Below are 24,673 nucleotides of genomic sequence, written 5' to 3' on the forward strand. Positions count from 1 at the left end.
ATGCAATGGGGACAAATTAAGACTTTGTTCATCGTGAGCTTTCTCATCCTTGATTTATTCCTCCTGCAGCAATTTTTATCCAAGCAGGATACGAACGAGCTGACTACCCTGTCTCCTTCTCAGGAAGAACTGGAGGATATGGACATCGATTTATCGAATGTCCCGGAGGAAAAGCCGATCCTCAAAGTGATGAAGGCAAAACCGGATGAGTTTGCTGAGGAAAATATCGAGGAAATTCACGACCTGGATCAAGACCAGCAGGAGTACAAAATTATTGACGACCGGCTGCTTGTTTCCGTGTTTAAAGATCCGATCAAAATCGATGAGGATAACGTGACGGAGCAGGTGAGCAAGTATGTGCCTTTCGCCAGTCAATACTCGTATTGGACGTGGAATAAAGAGAAGCATGTCATCATCTTTTTTCAAAAAGCCAATAACCATACGATTTATTACAATAAAGGCGGGGCGCTCATTATTAAGGTCGACGATGGAAAAATGACGAAGTATTCGGCCTCCCTGCTTAATATTTCTGATGAAGAGTTTGGGGAGCAGGCGGATCTGATCGCTCCGATCGCAGCGGTCCAGCAGCTGCGGGACTCCCTTTCCAAAGGGGACGAGATTACAGAAATGAATTTGGGTTATTATTCCAATATTAACTTGAACCTGCTCGTGGAAAACGGGGCGCAAGTGTTTAATCCGACCTGGAAGATTACCGTTAACGGCGAAGATGAATATTTTGTCGACGCGTTAAAAGGGACGTTGTTATCGATGGATGAAGGTAAATTTATAGACAAATCGATCGCAACGTTGGAAAATAACACCAAGGATCCAACCGATATCCCAAAACCAAATAATGAAAGGAGTTCAAATGGTGAATCGCAGTAAATGGAGTGGAGATTTATGACGTTACGTTTCAGCGTGTTAGCTTCAGGCAGTACTGGCAATGCCTTTTATATAGATTCAGGTGATGAAAAGATTCTGGTGGATGCAGGATTAAGCGGCAAGAAAATGGAAGGCTTATTAAGGCAGGTCGACGTGGACCCGGCGCAGCTCACGAGAATCCTGGTCACCCACGAGCATAGTGACCACATTAAAGGGCTCGGCATTATGGCGAGAAGGTATAAGCTCCCGATCTACGCCAACGAGAAAACGTGGAAAGCGATGGACGGGCAGATCGGGAAGGTCCCCTTGGATCAGAAATTCATCTTCAACATGGAAGCGGCTCAGACGTTTGGCGGCATCGATGTTGAATCCTTCGCTGTCTCCCATGATGCCGCAGAGCCGATGTTTTTCACGTTTCGCAAAGACGGAAAAAAAGTGGCGCTCGTCACCGACCTTGGCTACGTATCGGAACGAATCAAAAAAACCGTCGAAGGCGCGGATGCTTTTATTTTTGAATCGAATCATGACGTAAGCATGCTCCGGATGGGACGGTACCCTTGGAACGTCAAACGCAGAATACTGGGGGATTCCGGCCACGTATCGAACGAGGACTGTGCCTATGCGCTGACCGACGTCATTACCGATAAGACGAAGCGGATTTACCTGGCGCATTTAAGTCTTGATAATAACATGAAGGATCTGGCCCGCATGTCTGTAGAAAATGTGTTAAAGGAACGCGGCTTTGAGATTGGCTCGCGAATTGAGCTCCACGACACCGATCCGGTGGAGGCTACGCCAATTTACACAGTATAAACGTTTTATTTTTGAGGTTTAAAGGAAAGAATATCATGGAGAGGTTTCGAGGACGAAAGGATAGGTGAATAAGCTGTGGGCTATTATGACGATCACTCACCAGCTACTCAGCAACGAAAGCACCGCCGCCGCTGGGTTATGCCAACGATCGTTGGAGTAATCCTTGGGGCAGTGTTGGTTTTGTTAGCTTTACCAGCACTTGTACAGACAGAGCTGCTTCCTTATGACATTACCATTCCAGAGGATGAAAGCGGCCTGGTCGAAGGAGAAACAGGGTTAACAGGAAACACGCCGAAGCAAGTATCCGTAGATGTTTCCACGCAGATCACCGACATAGTGGATAAAGTCACGCCATCGGTCGTTGGGGTTGTGAACATGCAGTCTCAATCGGATTTTTGGACAGAGCAATCCGGCTCCCCACAAGAAGCAGGGATTGGTTCAGGAGTTATTTATAAGAAACAAGATGGAACAGCTTACGTGGTGACGAACAATCACGTGATCGAGGGAGCAAATGAGATTGAAGTGGTCTTATCAGACGAAACGAGGATTAAGGCCCAGTTAGTCGGCAGTGATTTGTTCACAGATTTAGCTGTACTTAAAATGCCTGCAGATAAAGTAGGCGACCCGATTGAACTTGGTGATTCTGACAACTTGAAAGTCGGCGAACCGGCTGTGGCCATTGGGAATCCGTTAGGCCTTCGTTTTTCCGGCTCCGTAACGAAAGGGGTCATCAGCGGGAAACAGCGGGCGATTCCGCAGGATTTTAACGGAGATGGCTTGGAGGACTGGCAGGCTGAGGTTATTCAGACCGATGCCGCTATCAATCCAGGGAACAGCGGCGGCGCTTTGATCAACATCGAAGGCAAGCTTGTCGGCATCAACTCGATGAAAATTGCAGAATCTGCCGTAGAAGGCATTGGTTTTGCCATTCCGATCAATTCAGCGATGCCGATCATTAATGAACTTGAGAAGTACGGCAAGGTGAACCGTCCTTATATCGGTGTAGAAGCCTATGGACTGGACGAAGTGCCTTCTTCTGAATGGCAGAATACGCTGAAGCTTCCGAAAGAAGTGAAAGGCGGGCTGTACATCCGCAGCATTAAGCAGATGTCTCCAGCGGATAAAGCAGGATTGAAGCCGCTTGATGTGATCGTGAAACTGGACAGCAAGAAGGTCGAATCGATCATCGACTTGCGTAAATATCTCTATGATAAAAAAGATCCTGGTGATGAGATGAAGATCACTTATTACCGTGACGGCAAGAAAGAAACGACAACCATCACACTTGGATCGCAGCAGTAAGGAAGAGACGTGTATACCTTTACCTCAGGTATACACGTTTTTTACATTTTTAACTAAAATCGTTGGTGTGCAAGGAGTTGACGCCGCTTAAAATGATTATCCACAGCCTGTGAATAATATTCTGGATAACATACATATATGGTGGCGAACATAAATTCTACTACCATATACGCAAGTAGATTTGTGCATATGTGGATATTTTTGTGTATAACCTGTTCATAGTAGAGGACAACTTGTGTATATCAAACTGTATAGATCCCCTGTGTATAAGTCTGTGGATAATTGTTAGTAACTGATCTCGTTAGAACTTTTTCAGGAATTTCAAATCAGCCAATCACTATTCAGAACAGGGTGTTCTGGGAGAATTTCCTTTTTTGAGAATATTAAAAGTTTTCCACAGACCCTGTGAAAAAACGAATAGATGAATGATTGTAAAGGAAATGTGAATAACTATTTACAATTAAAAATAATTGTGCTGCCATGAAAAACTGTGGATAACTGGAAATTACTTTTCGACTAAAAAAAATCGATCGATGTAGATTTATGATTTTTTTTGGATTAGAAACTTCCTACCCATTAACGGTATACGATAGCTTGAATTCCGTTAGTTTCCCAGGCAGGGGATAAAAAATTTTCCATTAAGGGACATGTTTCGTAAAATAAAAAGGAGAAGGAGGAGAATTCCCTATGATCGATTTACGAAGTGATACGGTGACGAAGCCCACTTCTGCTATGAGAATGGCAGCTTTTGAAGCAGAAGTGGGAGATGATGTGTACGGCGAGGACCCAACGGTCAGACGATTGGAGGAAATGGCGGCGGAGAAGCTTGGCAAAGAGGCGGCTTTATTTGTAACGAGCGGGACGCAAGGCAACCAAATCGCCATACTTACCCACTGCCAGCCCGGCCAGGAGGTTGTGCTGGAAGCGGAATCGCACCTGTTTTTATACGAAGGCGCAGCGATGTCCGCATTTGCCGGGGTGCAGCCGCGTACCATCAAAGGGATTCGCGGAGCGATGAATCCCGAAGAGATTAAGGCAAGCATTCGGGCGGAGGATGTGCATTTTCCGGAAACCGGGTTGATTTGTCTTGAGAACACGCATAACAAATCGGGCGGCTCCATCGTACCGCTGGAAAACATGCAGGCGATTTATGATGTGGCACGAAGCTGCCAGATTCCTGTCCACTTAGATGGTGCCCGGTTATTCAATGCTGCTGTCGCTTCCGGGATTTCGGCTGCCCGGTATGCGGATCAGGCGGATACCGTTCAGTTTTGCCTGTCCAAAGGTCTCGGTGCTCCGGCGGGTTCGATCATTGCCGGCTCCCAGGCGTTTATAACAAAAGCGAGAAAATGGCGCAAACGGTTAGGAGGCGGGCTCAGGCAGGCGGGAATCATTGCCGCACCAGGGATTGTCGCCTTAACCGATATGGTCGAACGCTTAAGTATCGACCACCAGCTTGCGCAGCAATTGGCAGCCGGCATTGCACAGATACCGAAGCTCACGATCGATAATGTGGTAGAGACGAATATGGTCGTCCTCAATGTCAGCCGCCTCGGCGTCACGGCCGAGCAATTTTCAAACGAGCTGAAAAAGACAGGCGTGCTCGCAAATCCATCGGGTCCGCAGACGGTGCGGTTTGTCACGAATTTTGACGTAGAGGAAGCAGATATTACCTACGCCCTGGAGAACATTCAAACGTGTGCCCGGTCCTTTTAACGGAAAAAAGGAAAATGCTTTCAAAAAAAAGGAAAAACGAAGCATATTTGCGGCTCCATCCACATAATTTTTAACAAAGAGCCCAATTTCGAAACCTCCCTTGGTTTATTGCCCCTTCACCTTTGGTATCAGATTTTTCATCAAACATTTGGAGGTGGTCCCATGTCGGAAGTGGAAACTGGTCAACGGATTCAAAAGCCGCCGTTAGCCCATGAGCATACCTTCGCTGAAATGTTTGATAAAGATCGCTTTGATGATGGCATACCATTGGAAGAACTGAGCAGGCATCTGCGACGTACGAAATCCTACAAACGGAAGAAGTACAGCAGGTTACGGCTTAAATAAGAAGGGACCCCGAGTTGACCTCCGGGGTTTTTTTCTGTGTATAAAAAGAAAAAAGGGCGTTCATTTTCTATGAAAGGGGAGGGTCTTTAGTAGAAGCTCCTTTCCATGTGCAGGTGCTCAGAAAAATTGTTGAAAAAACTGGACGATTGTTGTGAAACAGAAGAAATATGCGAATGGCTATCTCCATCAGTCCATGCTTTTTCAGGGTTACCAGCATATGAAATAGTAAGTCAAAAAAATAGAAGGTAACGGACACTTCTGTGTCTTTTGACATTACGACTAAAGGAGTGAAAGAAATGAAAAAAAACACGGGCTGCTCTAACAACTATAAGTGTCCAGCACAACTTCCCAGCAACAAGGCAAAAACAAAAAGTGTGAACTGTGAAGTCATCGACGCTTCGCTTGATTTAACAGGGGAGATCCCAAGTGCGGTAGATATTCCTGTTGCACTTGCGGATGTTATTCTAGAAGCAGATGTTGAAGCGGACATTCATCTGCCTACGCCTGCGAGGGAAATTAAGTGGATTCGCAAGAACATTTCGTTGAAGCAATGTAAAGCGGTTCCATCTATTTTAGATTTACAAAATCTAACCGTAAAAATCTTTGTGACCGGTGTCATCCACAAAAACATTCAATACGTGGAGGATACGACTGGTTTTATTAGAGATTATGGTGTAGATGTGGCGTTTACATGTTCAGAAACGGTTGAATTGGAAAACCCGATTCAATACCCTGTGCTTGGAGTTCCATTCAGCGTAAAAAGCTCAGTGCTTGAGCGTAGAGAGCTTGCTTATGATGGCCATGGTGCAGACCTTTGCACAGATGGATCCTTGACGTTTGAAATCTACAATGAACCTATCTCCTGTAAATTGATTGCGTCTGCTGTCAATGAAATCGACTTGCACAAAGATTTCGACAGCTGGGGAAGATTCAGCAAAATTACGGAGAAAGCGGAAGTCATTCTTGTCTTCAAGCTGCTGCAAACACAGCAAATCGCCACAAACGTGGACAATGGTATGACCGCTGAAGGCGAAACTCAAGCTTCTCAGCCGAAGTATCCAACCGCAAGCGAACGCTTCAAAAATGTGATTCGCAGAGTAAGATAACTAAAAAACAAGGTGTCTCACAAAAGTGGGACACCTTGTTTTTTTATCGTTGAACATGCAAGTACTGCCTTTGGAAGATCGTAATGGAGACGATCACATTGGCTTGAAGGCAAATCTCCCCATCCCTTTGGGCGGATTCTTCATAGGACACAATCGCTACATCATTCACTTCAATCGATGGAGGCTCGGCGTACGTATCAAATGTTCCGGAATGCGTACTTACTCCAGTTCCATCTGCATGGCGGAAGGTGTACTCAGCTTCCTGGCTGTACGGCAGCTCTGGCTGAACCGTCCATTGTGGAGATATTGTCTTTTCGATGACGATCTCTGTTTTAAAGGAATGAATCGTTTGGGAAGAAGAGGTGTATTCCACATCCACTTCCACAATTCCTTTAAAGAACAGGACGTGGTCAACTACTTCCCCGCGGTAAGATTTGAGACGCCATCGTACAGGGTTTAAGACGGTTCCTGAACGGATGACGTCCAGACACTTCCATACGTCGATATCCAAAAGAGCATCGGCAAGTCTGACAGGCAGCTTCACCAGGACGGATGGGGGATCTTCATACGGGCAGCACGGAGGAGAGGACTCGATGACTTCGATGCATTCCTCTTCGGCTGGTTCGGCCGGTAATGGAGCCGGCAGGCGTTCTTCCTCCTTTGGGCAGACTTCTTCCACTAAGGGAGGGATGACGACCTCCTGTTTCTCTTCAATTTCGTCTACAGAGCGGTCGATGCTTTCGTCCTCCGTAAAGAAGGTCTCCTCCTCTTCCTCACAGTGCAACTCCTCGTCTGCTTCTTCCTGCGCTACTAACATCCTTATTTTTTCCCAATCTTCTTCCGGAATTTTTTTCTTTTTTTCCGAAGGCAGTTCATCGACTTGTTTGCTTGAGACCTTCGGAGGCTGAAAAAATACCGGGTGTGCGCGATTGTCTTTTTTTCTGAAATTCTTCATATCTATAGAAAGCTTCCAGGCGCGAAGCTTTGTTCCGTTCACCTCCTCAGCGATCTGTGAAGGTTATTCGCCTTTACGCATCATTCGTCGTTGAGGCCACTCGCAATTGCTGGTTCTGAAGGACTTTAATCGTAAAGTCGAGCACCATTTTTTCAACAGCCGTCGTGAAATAGCCTTCTTCAATCGGTGAGCTGCCCGGGAGCGGCTGTCTGTTCGTCGCTTCATCCCACTCAATGATATGGCTCGAAATTAATTCACAATAAGGGAGCTCATTATAATACTGTTCACTTTCCTGGTGAAATTGGGAAAGGTCACTCGTCTGTACTTCATCTTTTTCAGGGAAGCCGGTTGGCAGCGGCCGTGAAACGAAGAAATCGAACTCTTCGCGGCTGTTCACTCTTGGAAGCACAGGCTTTGAAATATAGTGGTTGATTTCGGTGATCGTTTCAAATGGAAGATCCACGGTATAGGAATGCATGTCGGATGCAATGGAGGTCGTATTGTTTTCCTGTATATCAATGCTCGGGCTCGCGTATTGAATGTTCTTGCGGACAAATCCTTTAATAAACAGCTTATTTGTAGGCAGCAGTAAGCGGCATTGCGTGATTTTTACACGTTTTTTAATATCTTTAATTTCCAACACAGGCTCTGGAAAATTGATTTCAGCGTCCATATCGACCTGGATCGTGAGTTCAGCAAGCACCACGGGTACTTTCGTAACGACTTTGCCAAGACAGATATGAGGATCGTGTTCCTTGCAGTGCTTAATTGGTTCACAACTTTCTTTTTTTTCAAATTCAGACATAGGAGGGCCTCCCTCGTTAGGATGGTTCATCATATGTAGTCATCTGCCCTCTGTATAGGCAGGCGCCCAGTTGAAGGGTGGTCCCGCTTGAAAATTATGGGAAATATAAACAAGCATCATTCCTCTGCTCCCGTTTGGAGCGAAGGAAATAATGCTTGTTCTCAAGGATTTTTTAGTTTACTTTTTCAACCCGTTCGCTGGAGCATCCAGCGCTTCAATCACAACTTGCTGGTTTTGCAGCACTTTAATCGTAAAAGTTAAGAACATTTTCTCTACGATATTGTAGAAATATCCTTCTTCAAATGGAGCGTTTCCAGGTAACGGAACACGATCCACTGCCTCATCATATTCTGTGATATTACTACTGATAATTTCACAGTAAGGAAATTGATTGTAGTACTGGGTACTATTCTGGTGGAATTGGGAAAGATCGCTTGAAAGCAGCTGTTCTTTCTCAGGGTACCCAGGACCTAATTCTTGTGCCCGGAAGAAATCAAATTCATTCCTGCTGTTGTACACCGGCAATTGCGGCGGCTGCAGGAAGCTTCCAGACAACACAGTCGTCACACATTCAAATGGAACATCCACTGTCAATGAGCGAAGACTGGAGGATACACAGGCATCAGACGCTCCTGGATCCGGAGTCGCATATTGGATGTTTTTGCGGACAAACCCTCTTAGGAAGAGCTGGTAGTCTCCAGCTGCAAACGGATCGTCTGAATCTGCAGTTCCAGGAAGCAGCAGTCTGCATTGGACAATTTTCACACGTTTCTTGACGTCCTTAATTTCCAGTACTGGTTCAGGAAATTGAATGTTCGCAGACAAGCTGGAATTCACCGTTAATTCTGCAAGCGTAACCGGTAATCTAGTGATTAGAGCCGGGTTTGCAGGAGTTGTAATTACATCATCCACAGGCGTGTTCACGCACTGCTCCACAGATGCAGAAAGGTTAGTATTCACACAATGTTGGTCTTTTTTCATTAATTAACCCTCCTTTTTTATAAGGTACACTTTATCCTATGCAGTTTTTAATAGAGAGCATAGATGAATGAGACAGTATATCAGTGGAATTTTGTACAAGGAATCACCATTTTTTCGTTTTTGTAAATCACAAATAGGTACGTGCACAGGAGCCCAGAAGGTGCATACGATTCACATAGAGGAGGTAGGGAGAATGGATAGAAAAAACTTTATTGCTGCCGATATAGGAAACAGCTGGTATAAGATCTTGGCGTCAGACAGCGGAGTCATTAACGAGTACCAAATCCCGAATGCCATTGCACTTTTCGACGAAGAGTTTTATGAACAGCCTTACGACGAAGAAGATGTCGAGCTTGAAGAGAACTTGATCGTTGAAGTGAAAAGTCCGGCCATCGTGGATAAGCGGGAAATTTACTACATCGGAAAAGGCGCCACAAGACAGCGGAATGTCAGCTTAACGTCGTTTAATAATCAGAAGGCGGAAGAAGACCGCACGTTTATCCTCCTGTTCGGTATGGCCGCCTATCACGCCTTGTTAGACAATCCCGGCGAGACCGATATCGATTATAAAATCGCTCAATTAGCCGTTTCGCTGCCTACGACACAGTATAAACAGAAGAAGCTGAAGCTGAAGGAGCAGTTAGTCGGCACTCATACCGTCATGTTTCATAAAGTGCCTGGACTTGATCAGGGCAAGGACATTGCTGTAAACATTCATATTGAAGATGTGATCGTCGGAGCCGAAGGGGCTTGTGCCTACATCGGCATGACGCGTGACCTTGAAACGTTGGAAATTACCGATGATGCACTCGTCAAAGATACACAAAAAGGCATCCTTATCGGGGACTTAGGCGGAGACTCGGTGGATTTCGTCGGTATTAAAAACAATAAGCCGGTCGCTTCCGTAGAGGGGGAACCATTCGGCATCAACCAGTTCCTTGATATCATTATCCAGAAGGTCAGTAAAAATGAACTGTACAAATTCGATTCGCGGGCGGAGCTGGAAGAAAAATTAGCAGCCGGCCAGCCGGAATGGTATGTGGAGCCTTTTGCCGGGGTGAGAAAAGACATCAGCAAATACATTCTTCCCCAGCTGAAGTCCATGGCTATCAAATATTTGGAGTTGTTTGACCGGGTGAGAAACAGCTCCAGTGAAATTAAAGGAGCGGCCAGGTATGTGGCGGTCGGCGGCGCAGCCAAGCTTGCCCAGCGGCAGATTCAGGAGGCTGCGGTCAAATGGCGGGACAAAGGCCGTCCAATTGAATTAATGTTCCCTGAAGATCTTGATAAATTGAACGTCACCGGGCTGCTCATCCTTGCCCAGCTGCACGATCTTAAGAAGAAGCATGCGCAGGAAGCTAACGGGCTCGCCGCTGCTAAAGGGTGACGGAGATGGCTGAATTCATCGATTACGTCAATCGCGCCGCTGTACCGAAGCTTGAGGAATATATTGATATTAAGACCGGCGATACTCGTCAAATATCACAGGAAGTGCAGGACCAGCTGGACTATCATGCCAAAAACAGCACCCTCATCCATTTACTGTACTCAGCCCTTGATCATTACTTCAGCAAAGGTCAGCCGTCTGTGAGTACGGATCATCCGGATATTTTTAAAGAATTATCGATCATTAAAGGACTGCTGCAGCAAGGCGCCTACATCCCGGCTCAGTCGCGGAAGCAGGGGAAACCGTCCCGGGTTACGACAACGCCGCAGTCCTTAAGCATGGAAGAAGTGGAAGAAGTACTGGAAGCGTTTATCGGGTAAATGAATCCGGGTGTAAGCTGTGTCAGGCTTACACCCGGTTAAAAAAAGCTTTATCCCAGCAGGTAAAGCTTCTTTTTTTTTTGATTCCATTTTTGTACAATATTTCACAATAAAGGATAAGGAAGGAATTTCCACAGAGTGTATCGAAATAAAAAGATGCATACGGAAAGGAGCGTGGCCGGGTGGATATCCGTTTTCAAAAAGCAGGCATGAAATTCAACTTCCGGGCAGTAGGGGTGCTGGTCGAACAGGAGCATGTGCTCGCCCACAAGCTGATTGGAGAAAACCATTGGTCGCTCCCTGGCGGCGGAGTGGAGCTTGGGGAACCGAGCAGTGAGAGTGTCGTCCGGGAGCTTAAGGAGGAGCTTGGCATTGACGTCAAGGCGATCCGGATGCCGTGGGTCGTCGAGAATTTTTTTGAATACAAAGGGACGCCTGTCCATGAAATCGGGATGTATTTCCTGCTGGAAACAGAAGAGGAGCATGTCCGCAAGGGGCCGTTTCTCGGTCTTGAAGGCGATCAGCTCATCTATGAGTGGATCCCGCTTGAGCAATGCGGACAAGTGAATCTCCAGCCCGAATTTCTCGCCGCAGAACTAACGAAAATTCCGGAGTCGACGGAACACGTCACTGTTAAGCACCGCGTTTTAAAATAAGCAGCAAAAAGGGCAAATGGAGGGAGGTTTCCATTTGCCCGCTGAATTCATTAATGAACTTGGGATGCGTTCTGTGTTTGCACTTTTCTTGATTTCATATATTTAAAGTAAAACATGGCGGCAGCGCTCATGTGTACGAGATAAAGGACGGCGAAAATATCTTGATGGGACGTTTGCGTATTAAAATATTCAGCGCCCCAGATAAAAGCGGTTAGGAAATAGAAAACACTGGCCATTAATGTATGATTTAAAGTTTTCATAGTTTCATATCCTCCTTGAGCAGTGAACTTCGCGTTCCTGGCTGTATTTCTATTATATGAGTTTGTGCACATCGTAACAAGACGTTTGGAACAAGAGTCACGAAATGTTCAAAAATAGAAAATGGTATCAGATTTTAGCGGGACAGCGGATGGGATAGACTGTTACCAATTGACCGGTAAAGCGGGCTCACAGCTTGTCCGAAAGGAAATTCCTTCTTGAAAGGTCTAAAAAATCGCAATAGCTCGTACTACTATAAGAGGAAGACAACTTGAAAAGGAGGGGCTGGACTTGAAAAAGACGTTTGTGAAATGGACGTTACTTTTATTTCCGCTCTACGCCCTGCTCATCGGGCTGTATTTATTTTACTGGTCCGACTATGGCGTGCCTGCATCCTACCAGGGCACAGCCGCAGACCCGGGCACTTTTATGACGGATAAACAGCTGACACTTAGTGAGAACTATTCCCGTTATAAGGATTTTCTATTCTTTATCGGCATACCGCTCCAATGGCTCGTGTACATAGGTATCCTCGTATTCGGATGGTCCCGCATCTTTAAGGATTTCGGCGAGGGTGTTTCCAAATACAAAGCGGTGAAAATACCGATCTACGTACTTCTGCTTTCTTGTGTCACGTGGATCATCAATTTTCCGCTTGACTATATTTCGCGCAGGCTGTCCTTAAGCTACAACATATCAACGCAGACCTTTCCGAGCTGGATGAAGGATCAATTGATCAGCTTTTGGCTGGATGTCCTGATTATGTCATTGCTGATTACGGTTTTGTACGTGTTAATTCAACGGTTTAAAAAGCGGTGGTGGCTGTATGCGTGGATGCTGCTGATTCCGTTCATCGTCTTTCTAATGTACGTGCAGCCGGTAGTGATTGACCCGCTTTATAACAATTTTTCCGAGCTGCAGGACAAAGCACTCGAAGATAAAATTCTTGCTCTGGCCGATAAAGCCGATATCCCTGCCGATCGAGTCTACGAAGTGAACATGTCGGAGAAAACGAACACGATGAACGCTTACGTGAATGGGATCGGCTCGAACCTACGCATCGTGCTCTGGGATACGACGTTAAACCGCCTCACGGACAAGGAAGTGCTGTTTATTATGGCGCACGAGATGGGCCATTATGTGAAGCATCATCTCTATTACAATTTGCTGGGCTCGATCATCGGCGCCTTTTTCGGTCTCTATATTGCCTACCGGCTGCTGCACGTGTTCATTCGCAAATGGGGAGCCGGCTGGGGAGTAAAAAACGAAGCCGACATCGCTGCCCTGCCTGCTCTGCTGCTTATTTTCTCCCTGCTGTCCTTTGTGGCAAGCCCGATTGAGCTGACGATCTCAAGGGGAGCGGAAAAAGCAGCCGATGAATACGCGATTCAGCTGCGGGATGACCCGGAGGCTGCGATTGGCTCTTTTCAGGAATTAACCGTCAACAGCTTAAGCGAAGTGAATCCGCCGTTTCTCGTGAAATACTTACGGTACGGCCACCCGACGATGATGGAACGGATTCATATGCTGGAAATCCATGACGACGACGCTGCAGCTTCTCCTTAGGGGGAAGCTGTTTTTTTATATAAAAAACGTTTGTGAGCAGGCAACTTAGGGAATGTTATTATATCCGATTTGGAAGGAGGAAGAGTCTTATGAATAAGGTTCAGCTAGGGATGAGCCAGAAAGAAGCCACAAGAATCGGTCTCGGCACATGGGCCATCGGAGGCAGCGGCTGGGGCGGTACAGATAAACAAGAATCGATCCAGACCATCCAGACCGCCCTGGACAAAGGAATCAACTTCATTGATACAGCGCCCGCCTACGGCCAAGGATTATCGGAAGAAATCATTGGAGAAGCCATCCAGCAATCCCCAGTAAACCGGGAAGACCTCATCCTTGCGACCAAAGCAGGCATCAACTGGAACAACAGAGGAACCTTCCGGGACAGCCGTCCTGAGCGGCTGGAGGAAGAACTGGAAGAAAGCTTCCGGCGCCTCGGTACGGATTACATTGATTTATATCAGATCCACTGGCCCGATGATGAAATTGACTTAAAAGAAACGGCGGCTCAAGTGAAAGAGTTTTATGACAGTGGTAAAATTCTCGCGGTCGGCGTAAGCAATTTTACTCCGGAACAAATGGATGAATGGCGGAAGTATGCGCCGCTTCATACGTCGCAGATGCAGTTGAATCTGCTTCAGCGTTCGCTCTCCGATTGGTTTGACTACTGCCGTGAGCGTGACATTGTCACGATTTCCTGGGGCTCGCTTGCGCACGGGATGCTGACAGGAAAATATACGAAGGAAACCAATTTTCCAGATGATGATCTCCGTAGCAGCATTGAGCTTTTCCAAGGATACCGCTACCCGAATTACATCGATGCGGTTTCTGAATTAGAAAGGTTCGCCAATGAGCGGGACCGGGATTTAGTCCAGTTGTCCATCCGCTGGCTGCTTGATTCAGAGCCCGGAACCGACATCGCTCTTTGGGGAGCAAGAAAGCCTGAACAGCTGGAGGGGCTTGAAGGCGCCCGAGACTGGTCGCTTACGAAGGAAGAACTGAGAAATATCGATAACCTGCTTGAGCGTCACGTCATTGATTTGAACCAAGGCAGTCTGCGCGAATACGGACCGCCGATGAAGTCAGAAGTATAAAACAACCCCAGGGTCCGCTTCACAGGCTCTGGGTTCCCTTTGGCATGCGGTGCGGATTCTTCCTCTTACCACCCGCACGGCGTATGATTCCACGAACAAAACTAATAGCCATGAACTACGAATAGGAGGGAAGCGACTTGAATGCTCAAACTTTAGTAAAAGGGTATTGGAACAAGCTATGGAAATGGCACCATCAAGCGAAAGACTTAATGAAATTCACCGTTACCGGGAACACCGGGAGGCTCTATCAACGAGATGACGCAAATGAAAGCGGTGACACGACAAACGGCGGCCCCGATGATGAAAAACCCTCGTTTGACACACGTCAGAAAATTGGACTGGTTTTAGGACCGCTCTTATTTGTCCTTATCCTCATCTTTTTTCACCCGGAAGGATTGTCCCAGGCTGCCGTCTCCATTCTCGCAAGCACAGCTTGGATTGCCACCTGGTGGATTACTGAAGCGATTCCGATCCCGGCGACATCTTTACTGCCGCTTGTTTTGTTTCCGCTTACAGGCGGGCTGAACGGCGATGCTACGGCTTCGTCTTACGGGGATAACACGATCTTTCTGTTTATGGGCGGTTTCTTAATTGCGCTTGCCATGCAGAAGTGGAACCTGCACAAACGAATCGCTCTATTTATTATCTCGTCTGTCGGCACGAGCACTGAACGGATCGTGCTCGGCTTTATGATTGCGACCGGCGTCTTATCGATGTGGATTTCCAACACAGCCACATCCATGATGATGGTTCCGATCGGGATGGCCGTTATTTACCAGGCCTCCGAGCAGCTGAAAAAAGAAGGAAACGGCGAAGTGGACCATGCCTCGTTTAATTTTGGAAAAGTCGTCATGATCGGCATTGCCTACAGCGCTTCGATCGGCGGCCTTGCGACGTTAATCGGCACCCCGCCGAACACGATTTTCAGAGGCGTCGTGGAGAAAACCTACAACATTGAAATCTCTTTTGCCGGCTGGATGGCCTTTGGCGTCCCGCTCGCCCTCATTTTACTCGCCCTCGCCTGGGTGTACCTCGTCAAGGTTGCTTTTCCGATGAAGATCAGCAAGCTTCCCGGCGGCCGCGAAGTAATCAAAAAAGAACAGCGTTCGCTCGGCATCATGGCATCCGAGGAAAAAATCGTCCTCACGGTATTTACCATTACCGCTGTTGCCTGGATTCTGCGCTCGTTTGTCCTGACGAAGATGATTCCAGATATCAATGATACGCATATCGCGATGACAGCGGCGATTATTTTGTTCATGATTCCTTCGAGAAATAAGAAAGGCGACTTCATTCTTGATTGGGACACGGCCAAAAGTCTGCCTTGGGGCATTCTGCTCCTGTTCGGCGGCGGTCTTGCGATTGCGGCCGGCTTTGAAGAATCAGGACTTGCCAAGTGGATCGGGGAGCAGCTGACCGTGCTTCAGGGCGTCAATTTCTTCTTAATTATCGGGATTGTCGTAACCCTCGTCATTTTCCTGACCGAAATTACGTCCAACACGGCAACAGCCACGATGATGTTCCCGATTATGGCGTCGCTCGCCTCGGCGATATCGGTTCACCCTTACAGTCTGATGATCGGCGCCGGTGTCGCGGCAAGCTGTGCGTTCATGCTGCCGGTGGCAACCCCGCCAAACGCTGTCGTCTTCGGTTCCGGCTACTTGCGGATTCCTGATATGGCGAGAGCAGGCTTTCTATTAAATATCATTGCGATCGTCATCGTCACACTTGCCATCTACTTTTACCTGCCGGCCGTATGGGGCATTGATTTGACGAGCTTCCCAGATAAGTTTAAATAGAGAATGGCTTGCAGCATAAGAGAAAGTAAGAGATTGCTAAGGACAGCCTGATTGAGGAAATTGAAAAGCCCGTATGGCCGTTTCAGCGGCCTGCGGGCTTTTATTGCAGTTTCATTGGAAAACCTGAAGAAGAGCTATTCAAACAAAGCGGCGGAGCATTCAAATACTCGCACCGCCGCGCGAACGACCCTCTCATTCTTGAATATTCTGTAAGCGCTTTACTAATTTATGATAAAATAAATCTATAAACCGAGCTACATACCTAAGGAGGAGTGCAAGTATGGCAAACTACGGAAACCAGGTTCAATTTAACGTCTATCAAACGATGCCGAATCCGGATCCGAACCGGCTGCCGGTCGTCTATGAAGAATGGGAGGAAATGGCCCGCGAAGTGCTTGAGGACGGCCCTTATTACTACGTCGCCGGGGGAGCGGGCGGCGAGGATACGATGAAAGCGAACTTGAAAGCCTTCAGCCGCTGGAAAATCGTGCCGCGAATGCTCAGGGATGTCGAAGAACGCGACATTTCGGTGGAACTCTTTGGCCGGACGTATCAATCTCCTCTTATGCTCGCCCCGATCGGCGTGCAGTCGATCATCCATCCGGACGGAGAAATCGCTTCGGCGAGAGCGTGCGCGGAGATGAATGTGCCGTACATTACGAGTTCTGCTTCTACAAAACCGATGGAAAAGATTGCCGAAGAAATGGGGGACGCACCGAGATGGTTTCAGCTGTACTGGAACCGCGATCCGGAAGTGACGAAGAGCTTCCTCCAAAGAGCGGAGGCTTCCGGGTATTCAGCGATCGTAGCGACCCTCGATACGCCGATGATGGCCTGGCGGGAAAATGACTTGAAGAACGTCTACCTGCCGTTTTTAGTCGGTGAAGGCGTCGGCAATTACTTAACCGATCCCGCGTTTTGCGCAAAGCTCGATAAATCGCCGCATGAGGATCCGACGTCCGCGATCATGCACTGGACGCAGACCTTCGGCAACCCGACGTTAACGTGGAAGGATATCGCCTTTTTGAAGGAAAACACGAGCCTGCCGATTTTGCTCAAAGGCATCCTTCATCCGGAAGACGCGAAGCTCGCTGTTGAGCACGGGGTCGACGGCATCATCGTGTCCAACCACGGCGGACGCCAGGTGGACGGAGCGATCGGGGCGCTTGATGCGCTGCCGCTCATCTGCGATGAAGTGAAGAACGAAATTCCAGTCCTCATGGACAGCGGCATCCGCCGCGGTTCCGATATCGTCAAAGCGCTCGCACTCGGCGCAAAAGCAGTCTTGATCGGACGCCCCTGCATGTACGGACTGGCTGTTGCGGGAGAACGAGGCGTGCGGGAAGTGCTGCAGAACTTAACTGCCGATATGGACTTGACGATGGCGCTCGCCGGAGAACGTTCGATCCAAGACTTAAAACGCTCGATATTAATAGAGAAAGATTAAGGAGGCTTGTCTTTATGGAAGAGAAAGTCGTAAAAGCGATTCAGGATGATTACCCGGAGGATTTTGCCTGGTGCTACGGATGCGGTCGGCTGAATGAAGCCGGCCACCATTTCCGCACCGGCATCAAAGGCGATGAGACGATCACCGTTTACCAGCCCGAACCTGAGCATACAGCAATTCCGGGCTTTGTGTACGGCGGGGTGATCGCCTCGCTCATCGACTGCCACGGCACCGGCTCAGCAGCTATTACCCTGCATCAGAAAAATGGCGGGGAAGTCGGCGACGGCAAGGATGTGCCCAGGTTTGTCACTGCCTCGCTCCACGTGGATTACCTCATGCCGACGCCGCAGGATGTCCCTTTAAAAGCGATTGGAAAGGTAGAGGAAATCCATCCGAAAAAGTTCAAAGTAGCGACCGAAGTATACGCCGGTGAAAAACTGTGCGCAAAAGGAGAAGTCGTGGCTGTTGTCATGCCGCAATCGTTTGTTACACAGGCTTCTGAATGAACGACAGGCTGCCGGAGCTGATGGCGGCAGCCTGTCTAGTAATTTTTATATTTTTTAAAAAACGATGTTGTGTTTCTAATTTAATAGTGTTATGATTTACTCAAGTTCAAATCAATGATTTGTGCAAACGTCTTCATAGCTAATTCCATCTCAAAAGTATCGCTATTTTTTTTCGTTATTCATGCAAACGTATGCACATCCGTTGCACAGGGAAAGCCTATATTTTTTTTACCTATTGTGAAAGCGGATTCATTGATTTAGTACCAAAATAGGAGTGGTGAAATGAAGAAAAACAAGTTAGGTTTAGGAATTGCTTCTGCTTTATTAGCCTCTACAGTAGCTTTGAGCGGTTGTTCTTTTTCTTCAAGTGATGAAGGAGATTCAGAAGCAGGCGGTTCTTCAGACAAAGTAACGGTTGATATCTTTCAATTTAAAGTAGAGTTTAAAGATCAATTCGAGGAGCTCGTCTCTACATACGAGAAAGAGAACCCGGACGTTGATATTAATGTCAAAACCGTCGGCGGCGGAAATGACTACGGCCAGGCGCTTAAGACATCCTTCTCTTCCGGCGAAGAGCCTGACATCTTTAACGTCGGCGGCCCGACCAGTGTCGATGAGTATGAGAAATACCTCGCGGACCTTTCTGATACAAAAGCAGCCGGAGCAGCACTCGAGGGCACGCTTGCAGGCGTAGACCGCGACGGCAAAATCCTAGGCCTGCCGTTTAACCAGGAAGGCTACGGCTTATTGTACAACAAGAAAGTCTTCAAGGATGCCGGCATTGATCCTTCTTCCATCAAGACGATGGATGACCTGGAAAAAGCCGTTAAGACACTCGACAGTAAGAAAGACGAGCTTGGCATTAAAGCGCCGTTCGCATTCCCTGCTAAAGAGAAGTGGGTTATGGGGAACCACCTGGCTAACGCCTACCTTGCGGATGAGTTCGATAACGATGTCATGACTGCCTACAAGTCCGATACAGTCAAGTTTGAAATGGGCGACCAGATGCACCGTTTCCTTGACTTGCAGAACGACTATTCCATCCAGCCGACGCTGAGCCTTGACTATTCCCAGCAGGTAGAAGAAAACTTCTCCTTAGGAAAAGTTGCAATGATTCAGCAGGGGAACTGGGTGTACAACACGATTGACTCAATGGATCCTGACTTCGCGAAGAACAACGTCGGTTTAATTCCGATCCCTGTTAAAGGCTACGAAGGCAAAATTCCTGTCGGCGTACCGAACTACTGGGTTGTGAACAAGCAGTCTTCCGATGACGTTGTAAAAGCAAGTAAAGAGTTTCTTGACTGGATGTACACTTCTGACGAAGGGAAAAAATTCGTAACGGAAGAATTCAAATTCATCCCTGCCTACGAAGGGTATGAAGATTTAGAAATCGCTGATCCGATTTCCCAGGAAATTTACAACTACGCAAAAGACGGCAACACGCTCGGCTGGGTCTTCATGGGAGCGCCAAACGGCTGGACTGAGAATGACCTTGGTACAGCAATGCAGCAGTATATTGCGGGCGACATTTCATGGGATGAAGTCGAAAAGAAAGCAACAGAAGCTTGGGAATCAGCTCGTCAATAAGGTGAAGAACTACATGCTGGCAGAAGCGGGATTCAGCCCGCTTTTGCCGGCTTCCTTTTTAAATATTTCTTCTATTAGACTATTTAGTTAAAGTAAGTATTTTAATAGATGAAATATTTACATAAAAGAGCTACAAATTAGTATAGGAGGATCTTACATGCGTAATCGCAGCTTTGCGTTCTGGCTTTTTTTAACCCCTGTTATTCTAGGCTTAAGCCTCGTCGTTATCATCCCGTTTATTTATGGTCTTTTTTATTCCTTTACCGACTGGAATGGTCTTTCGGCTACTCAGTTCCTCGGCTTTGAAAACTACATCAAGCTGTTTCACGAAAACGAGTTTATGGATTCGATCTGGTTCACCGTTAAGTTTGCCGTTGTGACGGTCATCCTGCTCAACATTATGGGGCTTGGCCTCGCGCTTCTCGTCACGCGTAACATTAAGTCCAACAACCTGCTGCGGACCGTGTTTTTCATGCCGAACTTAATCGGCGGATTGATTCTCGGGTTCATCTGGCAGTTCATCTTTATCAGCGTGTTCGGCGATGTTGCGAACCTGACCGGCATCGAAGGCCTGAACGGCTGGTTATCTACGACCAACACCGGTTTCTGGGGCTTAGTTATCCTGACCGCCTGGCAGATGGCCGGCTACATTATGATCATTTACATTGCCTATTTGGAAAACATTCCGAAAGAACTGATCGAAGCAGCGAAAATCGACGGCGCCGGCAGCTTCCAGCGGTTTAAAACCGTCACCTTCCCGCTTGTCGCACCCGCCTTTACCGTCAGCATGTTCCTGACGTTGTCGATGGCTTTTAAAATCTATGACCAGAACTTGTCCCTCACAAACGGCGGCCCGTACAACTCCACGCAGATGGTGGCGATGGAAATTGTAAAAACCGCCTTCTCGGACAACGACATGGCCTATGCCCAGGCGAAAGCGGTTATTTTCTTCCTGATCGTAGCTGTAATTGCCTTGACGCAAGTGTATTACAATAAGAAAAGGGAGGTCGATCTGTAATGAAAAAGAACAAGGAAAAACGGAATTTAATTTCCATTGAAATCCTCGGTCTGATCCTCGGATTAATCTGGATCGCTCCTTTTTACTTAATGATCGTCAACGCCTTTAAGAGCAAGCGTGACATTTTTAACGGGGTGCTCGGGCTGCCAGGCTCCCTGCAGTTTGACAACTTTGTCCAGGCGTTTATCGACCTGCAGTTTTTGCAATCCCTGTTTAATTCCGTTATGATAACAGGATTGAGTATTGCGATTATCATTTTATTTTCATCGATGGCGGGCTATGCGCTCGCGCGAAATAAAAGCAAGACGAGCGGTGTCATCTTTTTCATCTTCGTTGCCGCCATGCTGATTCCTTTCCAGTCGGTCATGATCCCGCTTGTGTCGATCTTCGGCCAGGCCGATATGCTGAACGGAGCCGGCTTAATCTTCATGTATCTCGGCTTTGGCTGCAGCTTGTCCATCTTTTTATACCACGGGGCGATGTCCGGGGTGTCCAAATCGCTTGATGAAGCGGCTATCATTGACGGCGCGAACCGTTTCCAGTTATTCTGGCATATCGTCTTCCCGTTATTAAAACCGATTTCCGTTACGGTCGGGATTTTGAACGTCATCTGGATCTGGAACGACTACTTGCTGCCATCGCTTGTGCTGAGTGAAGCGAACGCGACGATTCCGTTAAAGATGTTCTTTTTCTTCGGCCAATACACGAAGCAGTGGCACTTGGCGCTGGCCGGCTTAACGATCGCGATCATTCCGGTCATTATCGGCTATTTCTTTGCCCAGAAGCAGATTATCAACGGGGTGGCCGAGGGTGCTGTTAAATAGGAACTAGAGGAGTAAATGCTATGAAAGTGACGATTAAGGATGTAGCCAGACAAGCCAATGTTGCGACATCCACCGTATCAAGAGTAATATCCAACAGTCCGAAGATCAGCGAAGAAACGAAGCGAAGAGTCAGAAAAGTCATGGATGAGATGGGCTACTACTTGAATTACAACGGACGCATTCTCGTCAGCCAATCGACACAGACGATTGGAATCGTTACCAAGTCCGTCTCTGTGCAGTCGTTCGACAACCTGTTCTTTACCGAGCTCTTAAAGGGCATCAGCGAAGCCTCCCATGAACAGGACTACAGCATCTATTTAACGACGGGCAATGAAGAAGAAACGATTTATAATGAAGTGATTAAAATGGTCAAAGGCAAGCGCGTCGACGGCGTGATCGTGCTGTATTCCAAGGAAGACGACAAGGTCGTGCCGTTCCTGCGCGAGAACAACATCCCGTTTGTCGTCCTCGGCAAGCCTGTCGCCCATACGAGCGAGACGATGTATGTCGATAACGACAACGTCCAGGCAAGCAAGGAAGCGACCAATTATTTAATCGACTTAGGCCATACGAACATCGGGTTCATCGGCGGCGATTCCCACTACGAAGTCGCCCGCGACCGGCTCGAAGGCTACAAGCAGGCGATCCGCGCCAAAGGCTGGAAGCTCGATAAAAACCTGATCAAAAATCTTGAAAATCATAATATTAATGAAGAAGAGGTCGTCGAGGAGCTGATCAGCGGCCCTGAACCTCCGACCGGGCTTGTCGTCACGAGTGACTTCAATGCCCTTAAGGTGATGCGCTATCTCGGGCAGAAAGGCATCAAGATCCCGGAGGAAATGAGCGTCATCGGCTTTAACAACACGATGATCTCCCAGCTGACGAACCCGCCGCTGACAACGGTCGATACGCAGTCGTTCCAGCTCGGCCACGAATCGGCCCGCAACTTGATCGATTTGTTGAAGCACCCCTCCACCCTGATGAAAAGCATCATCATCCCGACGGTCATTATCGAACGCGACTCGTGCGCGCGTCATCAGGCGTCGAAAAAATAGCAGCAGAAAGGAAGGAGAAGCATGAATCACTCGTCAGGCATTCAAGGCGGTATATACGCTGTAAGTGTGTGGATTATGCGGTTTGGCCTCACCAACCTGCAGTGGACGGCTTTTAACGTGCCGGTCGCGGTCATCGTCCTCAGCATGGTGTACGCCAAGCAGGCGGCAGACTTCGTCTATCTCGTGCCGCCGCTCCTGCTCCTGCTTCCTGTTCTGTTCTTTCCGGCAACGAGCGCCATGTTTGCGAAAGCACGCGAATGGATCCGGAAGGAAGAAGCCAACGAACGCTCGTACTTCAGCTACTATAAAGAAAATTATAAGCAGAGCCTGTTCGGCGGTCTTATTTTTACCGTGCTCTGGACGATTCTTGTCACCGACATTTATTACTTTTCCACTACGAACGTCACACTTATGAACGTGTTCTTTATTCTCGGCATTCTCCTGTTTGTCTTTACCGTCAACTTCTTCAACGTGCTCGTGCACTTTGACATGAAGCTGAAAGGCGTCCTGAAGCAGGCGTTTCTGACAACGATTGTCAGCCCGGTGCTGTTTATCGCGATTGCGTTCTGTTCCGCGGTGATTCTCTACATCAGCGTCTACATCTTCCCGCTGATGGTTCCGATTTTCTCCGGCACGATCATTTCGTTTCTTGCGTTTTCTGCGTTTTACCGGTTTTATTTAAAGCAGGCGGAGCGGAAGGAAGCGGCTTAACAGATACGAACGGCATTCAAGCCGAGTGGATCGTTTCTTAAATAAGGGAATATTCACACCGATCGGAAGCTGATTCCGCTTCATTTTTCAAAAAAAGAGTGGCGCCTGCCTGGGTGCCATTCTTTTTTTGTTCCCGCTTCCTTCTGGTGGTAAAATATAGAAAGAATCTGCCAGTTGGAGGAGGAGTTCAATGATCAGCCCGTCCACCTTAATCGCCATGTGCATTCCCGGCGTATTTTCAATCCTGTTATTTATCGGCTTAATCCTGTTTTACAGAAAGAAAACCGGCCTGCACATGAAGCCGCTTTTGCTCGGTGCCGCCGGGTTTATCGTCTTCACACAAATCCTTGAAAAAACGCTGCACGCCGTTGTCGTGAATGCCTTTCCGACCTACGCCGACCATCCGTGGCTGTTCGGCCTTTACGGCGGACTCGCTGCCGGCCACTTTGAAGAGCTCGGCCGGTTCATCCTGTTCATCTGGCTGTTGAAAAAATTCCGCGACTACAAAACCGGCGTCTCGCTTGGCATCGGCTGGGGCGGCATTGAAGCCGTGCTGCTCATGGTCACCGCCATGATCTCGAACTTGACGTTCGCGTTTATGATCAACGCCGGCACCTACGAATCAACCCTCGGCGGCCAGCTGCCCGCTGATCAGCTCGCAACGATCAAAGACAGCCTGCTCAACCAGAACATCGGCTACTACCTGCTTGCCTGCGTGGAGCGGTTCTTCTCCGTCTTCCTGCAGATCGCACTCAGCCTGCTCGTTTTGTACGGGGTTGTGAAAAAGAAATTCCTGTACGTCGTGTACGCGATCCTGATTCACGCGGTGATCGATTACCCGCTCGTGTTCGTCCAGACCGGCTACATAAAGAGCCTGTGGCTCGTGGAAGTCTATGTCGCGATCATCGGGATTCTTGCGATGGTTTATATTAAGCGGATGGAAAAAGTGTTTCCGAATAAGGAAGAAGGAGCGGCTTAAAAGGCAGGCACTTGTTTGTAAGTGTTACGGGGGAAGGGAAACGCTCGCTTTCCACAGGCGACGGCGAGCTTCCTCGGTCCTGCGTCCTCCGGAATCCCGCCCTGTCTTTTATTTTTGTTGGAGTCTCTCGGACTCTGCTGGCGAAGGTTTCATCGAGCAGGGATCTGCCACTAAACTCCGGCTGATATTTGTTAGTGGAAGGAAAAATTGTGTTTGATCAAGTTCAGGCTATGGACAATATTAAAAAGAGCTTGGATTACACTCTCCAGCTGCAGTCTTCAGGTGGTTATTTATATGAACCTACAGCTAACTCATTTTATCAACATGAGTTCCACTTAGAACATATTGAATTTAGCGGGCAATCTATTAAACGGCGTTCTTTTGGACGTGGATTCCAGCACACTTTTTTGGTGCCTATTTATCTACTTCCTAAAGGACGCTTTTTTATTTGCCGAAATTAAAGTAGATACACCAAAAACAGGAAGGGGCAAAGAAAATCAA

Annotated in this window: 25 protein-coding genes; 21 read left to right on the forward strand and 4 right to left on the reverse strand. The window is 47.8% G+C overall.

What is annotated here, in order from left to right; translation table 11 throughout:
* The 6 genes from MUN89_RS02260 to MUN89_RS02285 all read left to right on the forward strand — a co-directional run bounded on the left by MUN89_RS02260 (position 1) and on the right by MUN89_RS02285 (position 6,164).
* Entirely contained in the window at positions 1–885 is an 885-nt protein-coding gene (locus tag MUN89_RS02260; protein ID WP_244711043.1) for a two-component system regulatory protein YycI, read from the forward strand.
* A 15-nt stretch (positions 886–900) separates the two neighbouring features.
* On the forward strand, positions 901–1,695 hold the full coding sequence (locus tag MUN89_RS02265; RefSeq protein ID WP_244713536.1) for an MBL fold metallo-hydrolase: 795 nt from the start codon (positions 901–903) through the stop codon (positions 1,693–1,695).
* Positions 1,696–1,770: 75 nt separating this feature from the next.
* Positions 1,771–2,997: a S1C family serine protease gene (locus tag MUN89_RS02270; RefSeq protein WP_244711045.1), complete on the forward strand. Its 1,227-nt coding sequence runs from the start codon at positions 1,771–1,773 to the stop codon at positions 2,995–2,997.
* A 687-nt stretch (positions 2,998–3,684) separates the two neighbouring features.
* Positions 3,685–4,713 (forward strand): threonine aldolase family protein, encoded by a 1,029-nt coding sequence (locus MUN89_RS02275; protein ID WP_244711047.1) that lies wholly within the window; start codon positions 3,685–3,687, stop codon positions 4,711–4,713.
* 162 nt (positions 4,714–4,875) lie between these two features.
* Positions 4,876–5,058, forward strand: a complete 183-nt coding sequence (locus MUN89_RS02280) for a hypothetical protein (protein ID WP_244711049.1) — start codon at positions 4,876–4,878, stop codon at positions 5,056–5,058.
* 296 nt (positions 5,059–5,354) lie between these two features.
* A complete protein-coding gene (locus MUN89_RS02285) occupies positions 5,355–6,164 on the forward strand; it encodes a CsxC family protein (protein ID WP_244711051.1) in 810 nt (269 codons plus the stop codon).
* A gap of 43 nt (positions 6,165–6,207) precedes the next feature.
* Here MUN89_RS02285 and MUN89_RS02290 read toward each other — a convergent pair whose 3' ends face one another.
* The 3 genes from MUN89_RS02290 to MUN89_RS02300 form a co-directional block, all read right to left on the reverse strand.
* Complete coding sequence (locus MUN89_RS02290; protein ID WP_244711052.1) at positions 6,208–7,119, reverse strand: VOC family protein; 912 nt, start codon at positions 7,117–7,119, stop codon at positions 6,208–6,210.
* Positions 7,120–7,192: 73 nt separating this feature from the next.
* Positions 7,193–7,924 carry a CsxC family protein gene (locus tag MUN89_RS02295; protein ID WP_244711054.1) on the reverse strand — a complete coding sequence of 244 codons (732 nt, stop codon included), beginning with the start codon at positions 7,922–7,924 and terminating at the stop codon, positions 7,193–7,195.
* A 177-nt stretch (positions 7,925–8,101) separates the two neighbouring features.
* Entirely contained in the window at positions 8,102–8,905 is an 804-nt protein-coding gene (locus MUN89_RS02300; protein ID WP_244711056.1) for a CsxC family protein, read from the reverse strand.
* A gap of 193 nt (positions 8,906–9,098) precedes the next feature.
* Between MUN89_RS02300 and MUN89_RS02305 the strand changes: the two genes are divergently transcribed.
* From MUN89_RS02305 to MUN89_RS02315, 3 genes are all read left to right on the forward strand, one after another.
* Positions 9,099–10,292, forward strand: a complete 1,194-nt coding sequence (locus tag MUN89_RS02305; protein ID WP_244711059.1) for a ParM/StbA family protein — start codon at positions 9,099–9,101, stop codon at positions 10,290–10,292.
* A 5-nt stretch (positions 10,293–10,297) separates the two neighbouring features.
* The gene (locus MUN89_RS02310; protein ID WP_244711061.1) at positions 10,298–10,672 is read left to right on the forward strand and encodes a hypothetical protein; all 375 of its coding nucleotides are present in this window, start codon (positions 10,298–10,300) and stop codon (positions 10,670–10,672) included.
* A 182-nt stretch (positions 10,673–10,854) separates the two neighbouring features.
* A complete protein-coding gene (locus MUN89_RS02315; RefSeq protein WP_244711063.1) occupies positions 10,855–11,328 on the forward strand; it encodes an NUDIX hydrolase in 474 nt (157 codons plus the stop codon).
* A gap of 50 nt (positions 11,329–11,378) precedes the next feature.
* Here MUN89_RS02315 and MUN89_RS02320 read toward each other — a convergent pair whose 3' ends face one another.
* The gene (locus MUN89_RS02320; protein WP_244711066.1) at positions 11,379–11,588 is read right to left on the reverse strand and encodes a hypothetical protein; all 210 of its coding nucleotides are present in this window, start codon (positions 11,586–11,588) and stop codon (positions 11,379–11,381) included.
* 289 nt (positions 11,589–11,877) lie between these two features.
* On the opposite strand from MUN89_RS02320, the gene MUN89_RS02325 reads away from it, so the two are divergent.
* The 12 genes from MUN89_RS02325 (at position 11,878) to MUN89_RS02380 (ending at position 24,633) form a co-directional block, all read left to right on the forward strand.
* A complete protein-coding gene (locus tag MUN89_RS02325) occupies positions 11,878–13,152 on the forward strand; it encodes a M48 family metallopeptidase (RefSeq protein ID WP_244711068.1) in 1,275 nt (424 codons plus the stop codon).
* Positions 13,153–13,241: 89 nt separating this feature from the next.
* On the forward strand, positions 13,242–14,243 hold the full coding sequence (locus MUN89_RS02330) for an aldo/keto reductase (RefSeq protein WP_244711070.1): 1,002 nt from the start codon (positions 13,242–13,244) through the stop codon (positions 14,241–14,243).
* A 209-nt stretch (positions 14,244–14,452) separates the two neighbouring features.
* Complete coding sequence (locus MUN89_RS02335; protein ID WP_244713538.1) at positions 14,453–16,042, forward strand: SLC13 family permease; 1,590 nt, start codon at positions 14,453–14,455, stop codon at positions 16,040–16,042.
* Between the two features lie 280 nt (positions 16,043–16,322).
* Positions 16,323–17,489, forward strand: coding sequence for a lactate 2-monooxygenase (locus MUN89_RS02340; protein ID WP_244711073.1), 1,167 nt, complete (start codon positions 16,323–16,325; stop codon positions 17,487–17,489).
* A 14-nt stretch (positions 17,490–17,503) separates the two neighbouring features.
* A complete protein-coding gene (locus MUN89_RS02345; RefSeq protein ID WP_244711074.1) occupies positions 17,504–17,995 on the forward strand; it encodes a PaaI family thioesterase in 492 nt (163 codons plus the stop codon).
* Positions 17,996–18,277: 282 nt separating this feature from the next.
* On the forward strand, positions 18,278–19,585 hold the full coding sequence (locus MUN89_RS02350; RefSeq protein WP_244711076.1) for an ABC transporter substrate-binding protein: 1,308 nt from the start codon (positions 18,278–18,280) through the stop codon (positions 19,583–19,585).
* A gap of 157 nt (positions 19,586–19,742) precedes the next feature.
* Positions 19,743–20,603, forward strand: a complete 861-nt coding sequence (locus tag MUN89_RS02355) for a carbohydrate ABC transporter permease (RefSeq protein WP_244711078.1) — start codon at positions 19,743–19,745, stop codon at positions 20,601–20,603.
* Positions 20,603–21,427 carry a carbohydrate ABC transporter permease gene (locus tag MUN89_RS02360; protein ID WP_244711080.1) on the forward strand — a complete coding sequence of 275 codons (825 nt, stop codon included), beginning with the start codon at positions 20,603–20,605 and terminating at the stop codon, positions 21,425–21,427. The genes MUN89_RS02355 and MUN89_RS02360 overlap by 1 nt, the downstream gene beginning before the upstream one ends.
* 20 nt (positions 21,428–21,447) lie before the next feature.
* On the forward strand, positions 21,448–22,482 hold the full coding sequence (locus MUN89_RS02365) for a LacI family DNA-binding transcriptional regulator (protein WP_244711081.1): 1,035 nt from the start codon (positions 21,448–21,450) through the stop codon (positions 22,480–22,482).
* Positions 22,483–22,503: 21 nt separating this feature from the next.
* Complete coding sequence (locus tag MUN89_RS02370; protein ID WP_244711083.1) at positions 22,504–23,193, forward strand: YesL family protein; 690 nt, start codon at positions 22,504–22,506, stop codon at positions 23,191–23,193.
* Between the two features lie 190 nt (positions 23,194–23,383).
* On the forward strand, positions 23,384–24,172 hold the full coding sequence (locus tag MUN89_RS02375) for a YhfC family intramembrane metalloprotease (protein ID WP_244711086.1): 789 nt from the start codon (positions 23,384–23,386) through the stop codon (positions 24,170–24,172).
* Between the two features lie 209 nt (positions 24,173–24,381).
* The gene (locus MUN89_RS02380) at positions 24,382–24,633 is read left to right on the forward strand and encodes a hypothetical protein (RefSeq protein WP_244711088.1); all 252 of its coding nucleotides are present in this window, start codon (positions 24,382–24,384) and stop codon (positions 24,631–24,633) included.
* Positions 24,634–24,673: the final 40 nt, after the last annotated feature.

Origin of the sequence: Halobacillus salinarum (assembly GCF_022919095.1) — a bacterium.
In the GTDB taxonomy this organism is placed as follows: domain Bacteria; phylum Bacillota; class Bacilli; order Bacillales; family Halobacillaceae; genus Halobacillus_B; species Halobacillus_B salinarum.

What these genes read in the sequence shown, in the direction of transcription:
- MUN89_RS02300 (WP_244711056.1), bottom strand. Translation starts at nt 8,905, where the DNA reads ATGAAAAAAGACCAACATTGTGTGAATACTAACCTTTCTGCATCTGTG.
- MUN89_RS02350 (WP_244711076.1), top strand. Translation starts at nt 18,278, where the DNA reads ATGAAGAAAAACAAGTTAGGTTTAGGAATTGCTTCTGCTTTATTAGCC.
- MUN89_RS02295 (WP_244711054.1), bottom strand. Translation starts at nt 7,924, where the DNA reads ATGTCTGAATTTGAAAAAAAAGAAAGTTGTGAACCAATTAAGCACTGC.
- MUN89_RS02285 (WP_244711051.1), top strand. Translation starts at nt 5,355, where the DNA reads ATGAAAAAAAACACGGGCTGCTCTAACAACTATAAGTGTCCAGCACAA.
- MUN89_RS02330 (WP_244711070.1), top strand. Translation starts at nt 13,242, where the DNA reads ATGAATAAGGTTCAGCTAGGGATGAGCCAGAAAGAAGCCACAAGAATC.
- MUN89_RS02345 (WP_244711074.1), top strand. Translation starts at nt 17,504, where the DNA reads ATGGAAGAGAAAGTCGTAAAAGCGATTCAGGATGATTACCCGGAGGAT.
- MUN89_RS02305 (WP_244711059.1), top strand. Translation starts at nt 9,099, where the DNA reads ATGGATAGAAAAAACTTTATTGCTGCCGATATAGGAAACAGCTGGTAT.
- MUN89_RS02340 (WP_244711073.1), top strand. Translation starts at nt 16,323, where the DNA reads ATGGCAAACTACGGAAACCAGGTTCAATTTAACGTCTATCAAACGATG.
- MUN89_RS02360 (WP_244711080.1), top strand. Translation starts at nt 20,603, where the DNA reads ATGAAAAAGAACAAGGAAAAACGGAATTTAATTTCCATTGAAATCCTC.
- MUN89_RS02260 (WP_244711043.1), top strand. Translation starts at nt 1, where the DNA reads ATGCAATGGGGACAAATTAAGACTTTGTTCATCGTGAGCTTTCTCATC.
- MUN89_RS02355 (WP_244711078.1), top strand. Translation starts at nt 19,743, where the DNA reads ATGCGTAATCGCAGCTTTGCGTTCTGGCTTTTTTTAACCCCTGTTATT.
- MUN89_RS02275 (WP_244711047.1), top strand. Translation starts at nt 3,685, where the DNA reads ATGATCGATTTACGAAGTGATACGGTGACGAAGCCCACTTCTGCTATG.
- MUN89_RS02280 (WP_244711049.1), top strand. Translation starts at nt 4,876, where the DNA reads ATGTCGGAAGTGGAAACTGGTCAACGGATTCAAAAGCCGCCGTTAGCC.
- MUN89_RS02375 (WP_244711086.1), top strand. Translation starts at nt 23,384, where the DNA reads ATGATCAGCCCGTCCACCTTAATCGCCATGTGCATTCCCGGCGTATTT.
- MUN89_RS02320 (WP_244711066.1), bottom strand. Translation starts at nt 11,588, where the DNA reads ATGAAAACTTTAAATCATACATTAATGGCCAGTGTTTTCTATTTCCTA.
- MUN89_RS02290 (WP_244711052.1), bottom strand. Translation starts at nt 7,119, where the DNA reads ATGAAGAATTTCAGAAAAAAAGACAATCGCGCACACCCGGTATTTTTT.
- MUN89_RS02335 (WP_244713538.1), top strand. Translation starts at nt 14,453, where the DNA reads ATGAAATTCACCGTTACCGGGAACACCGGGAGGCTCTATCAACGAGAT.
- MUN89_RS02365 (WP_244711081.1), top strand. Translation starts at nt 21,448, where the DNA reads ATGAAAGTGACGATTAAGGATGTAGCCAGACAAGCCAATGTTGCGACA.
- MUN89_RS02265 (WP_244713536.1), top strand. Translation starts at nt 901, where the DNA reads ATGACGTTACGTTTCAGCGTGTTAGCTTCAGGCAGTACTGGCAATGCC.
- MUN89_RS02310 (WP_244711061.1), top strand. Translation starts at nt 10,298, where the DNA reads ATGGCTGAATTCATCGATTACGTCAATCGCGCCGCTGTACCGAAGCTT.
- MUN89_RS02370 (WP_244711083.1), top strand. Translation starts at nt 22,504, where the DNA reads ATGAATCACTCGTCAGGCATTCAAGGCGGTATATACGCTGTAAGTGTG.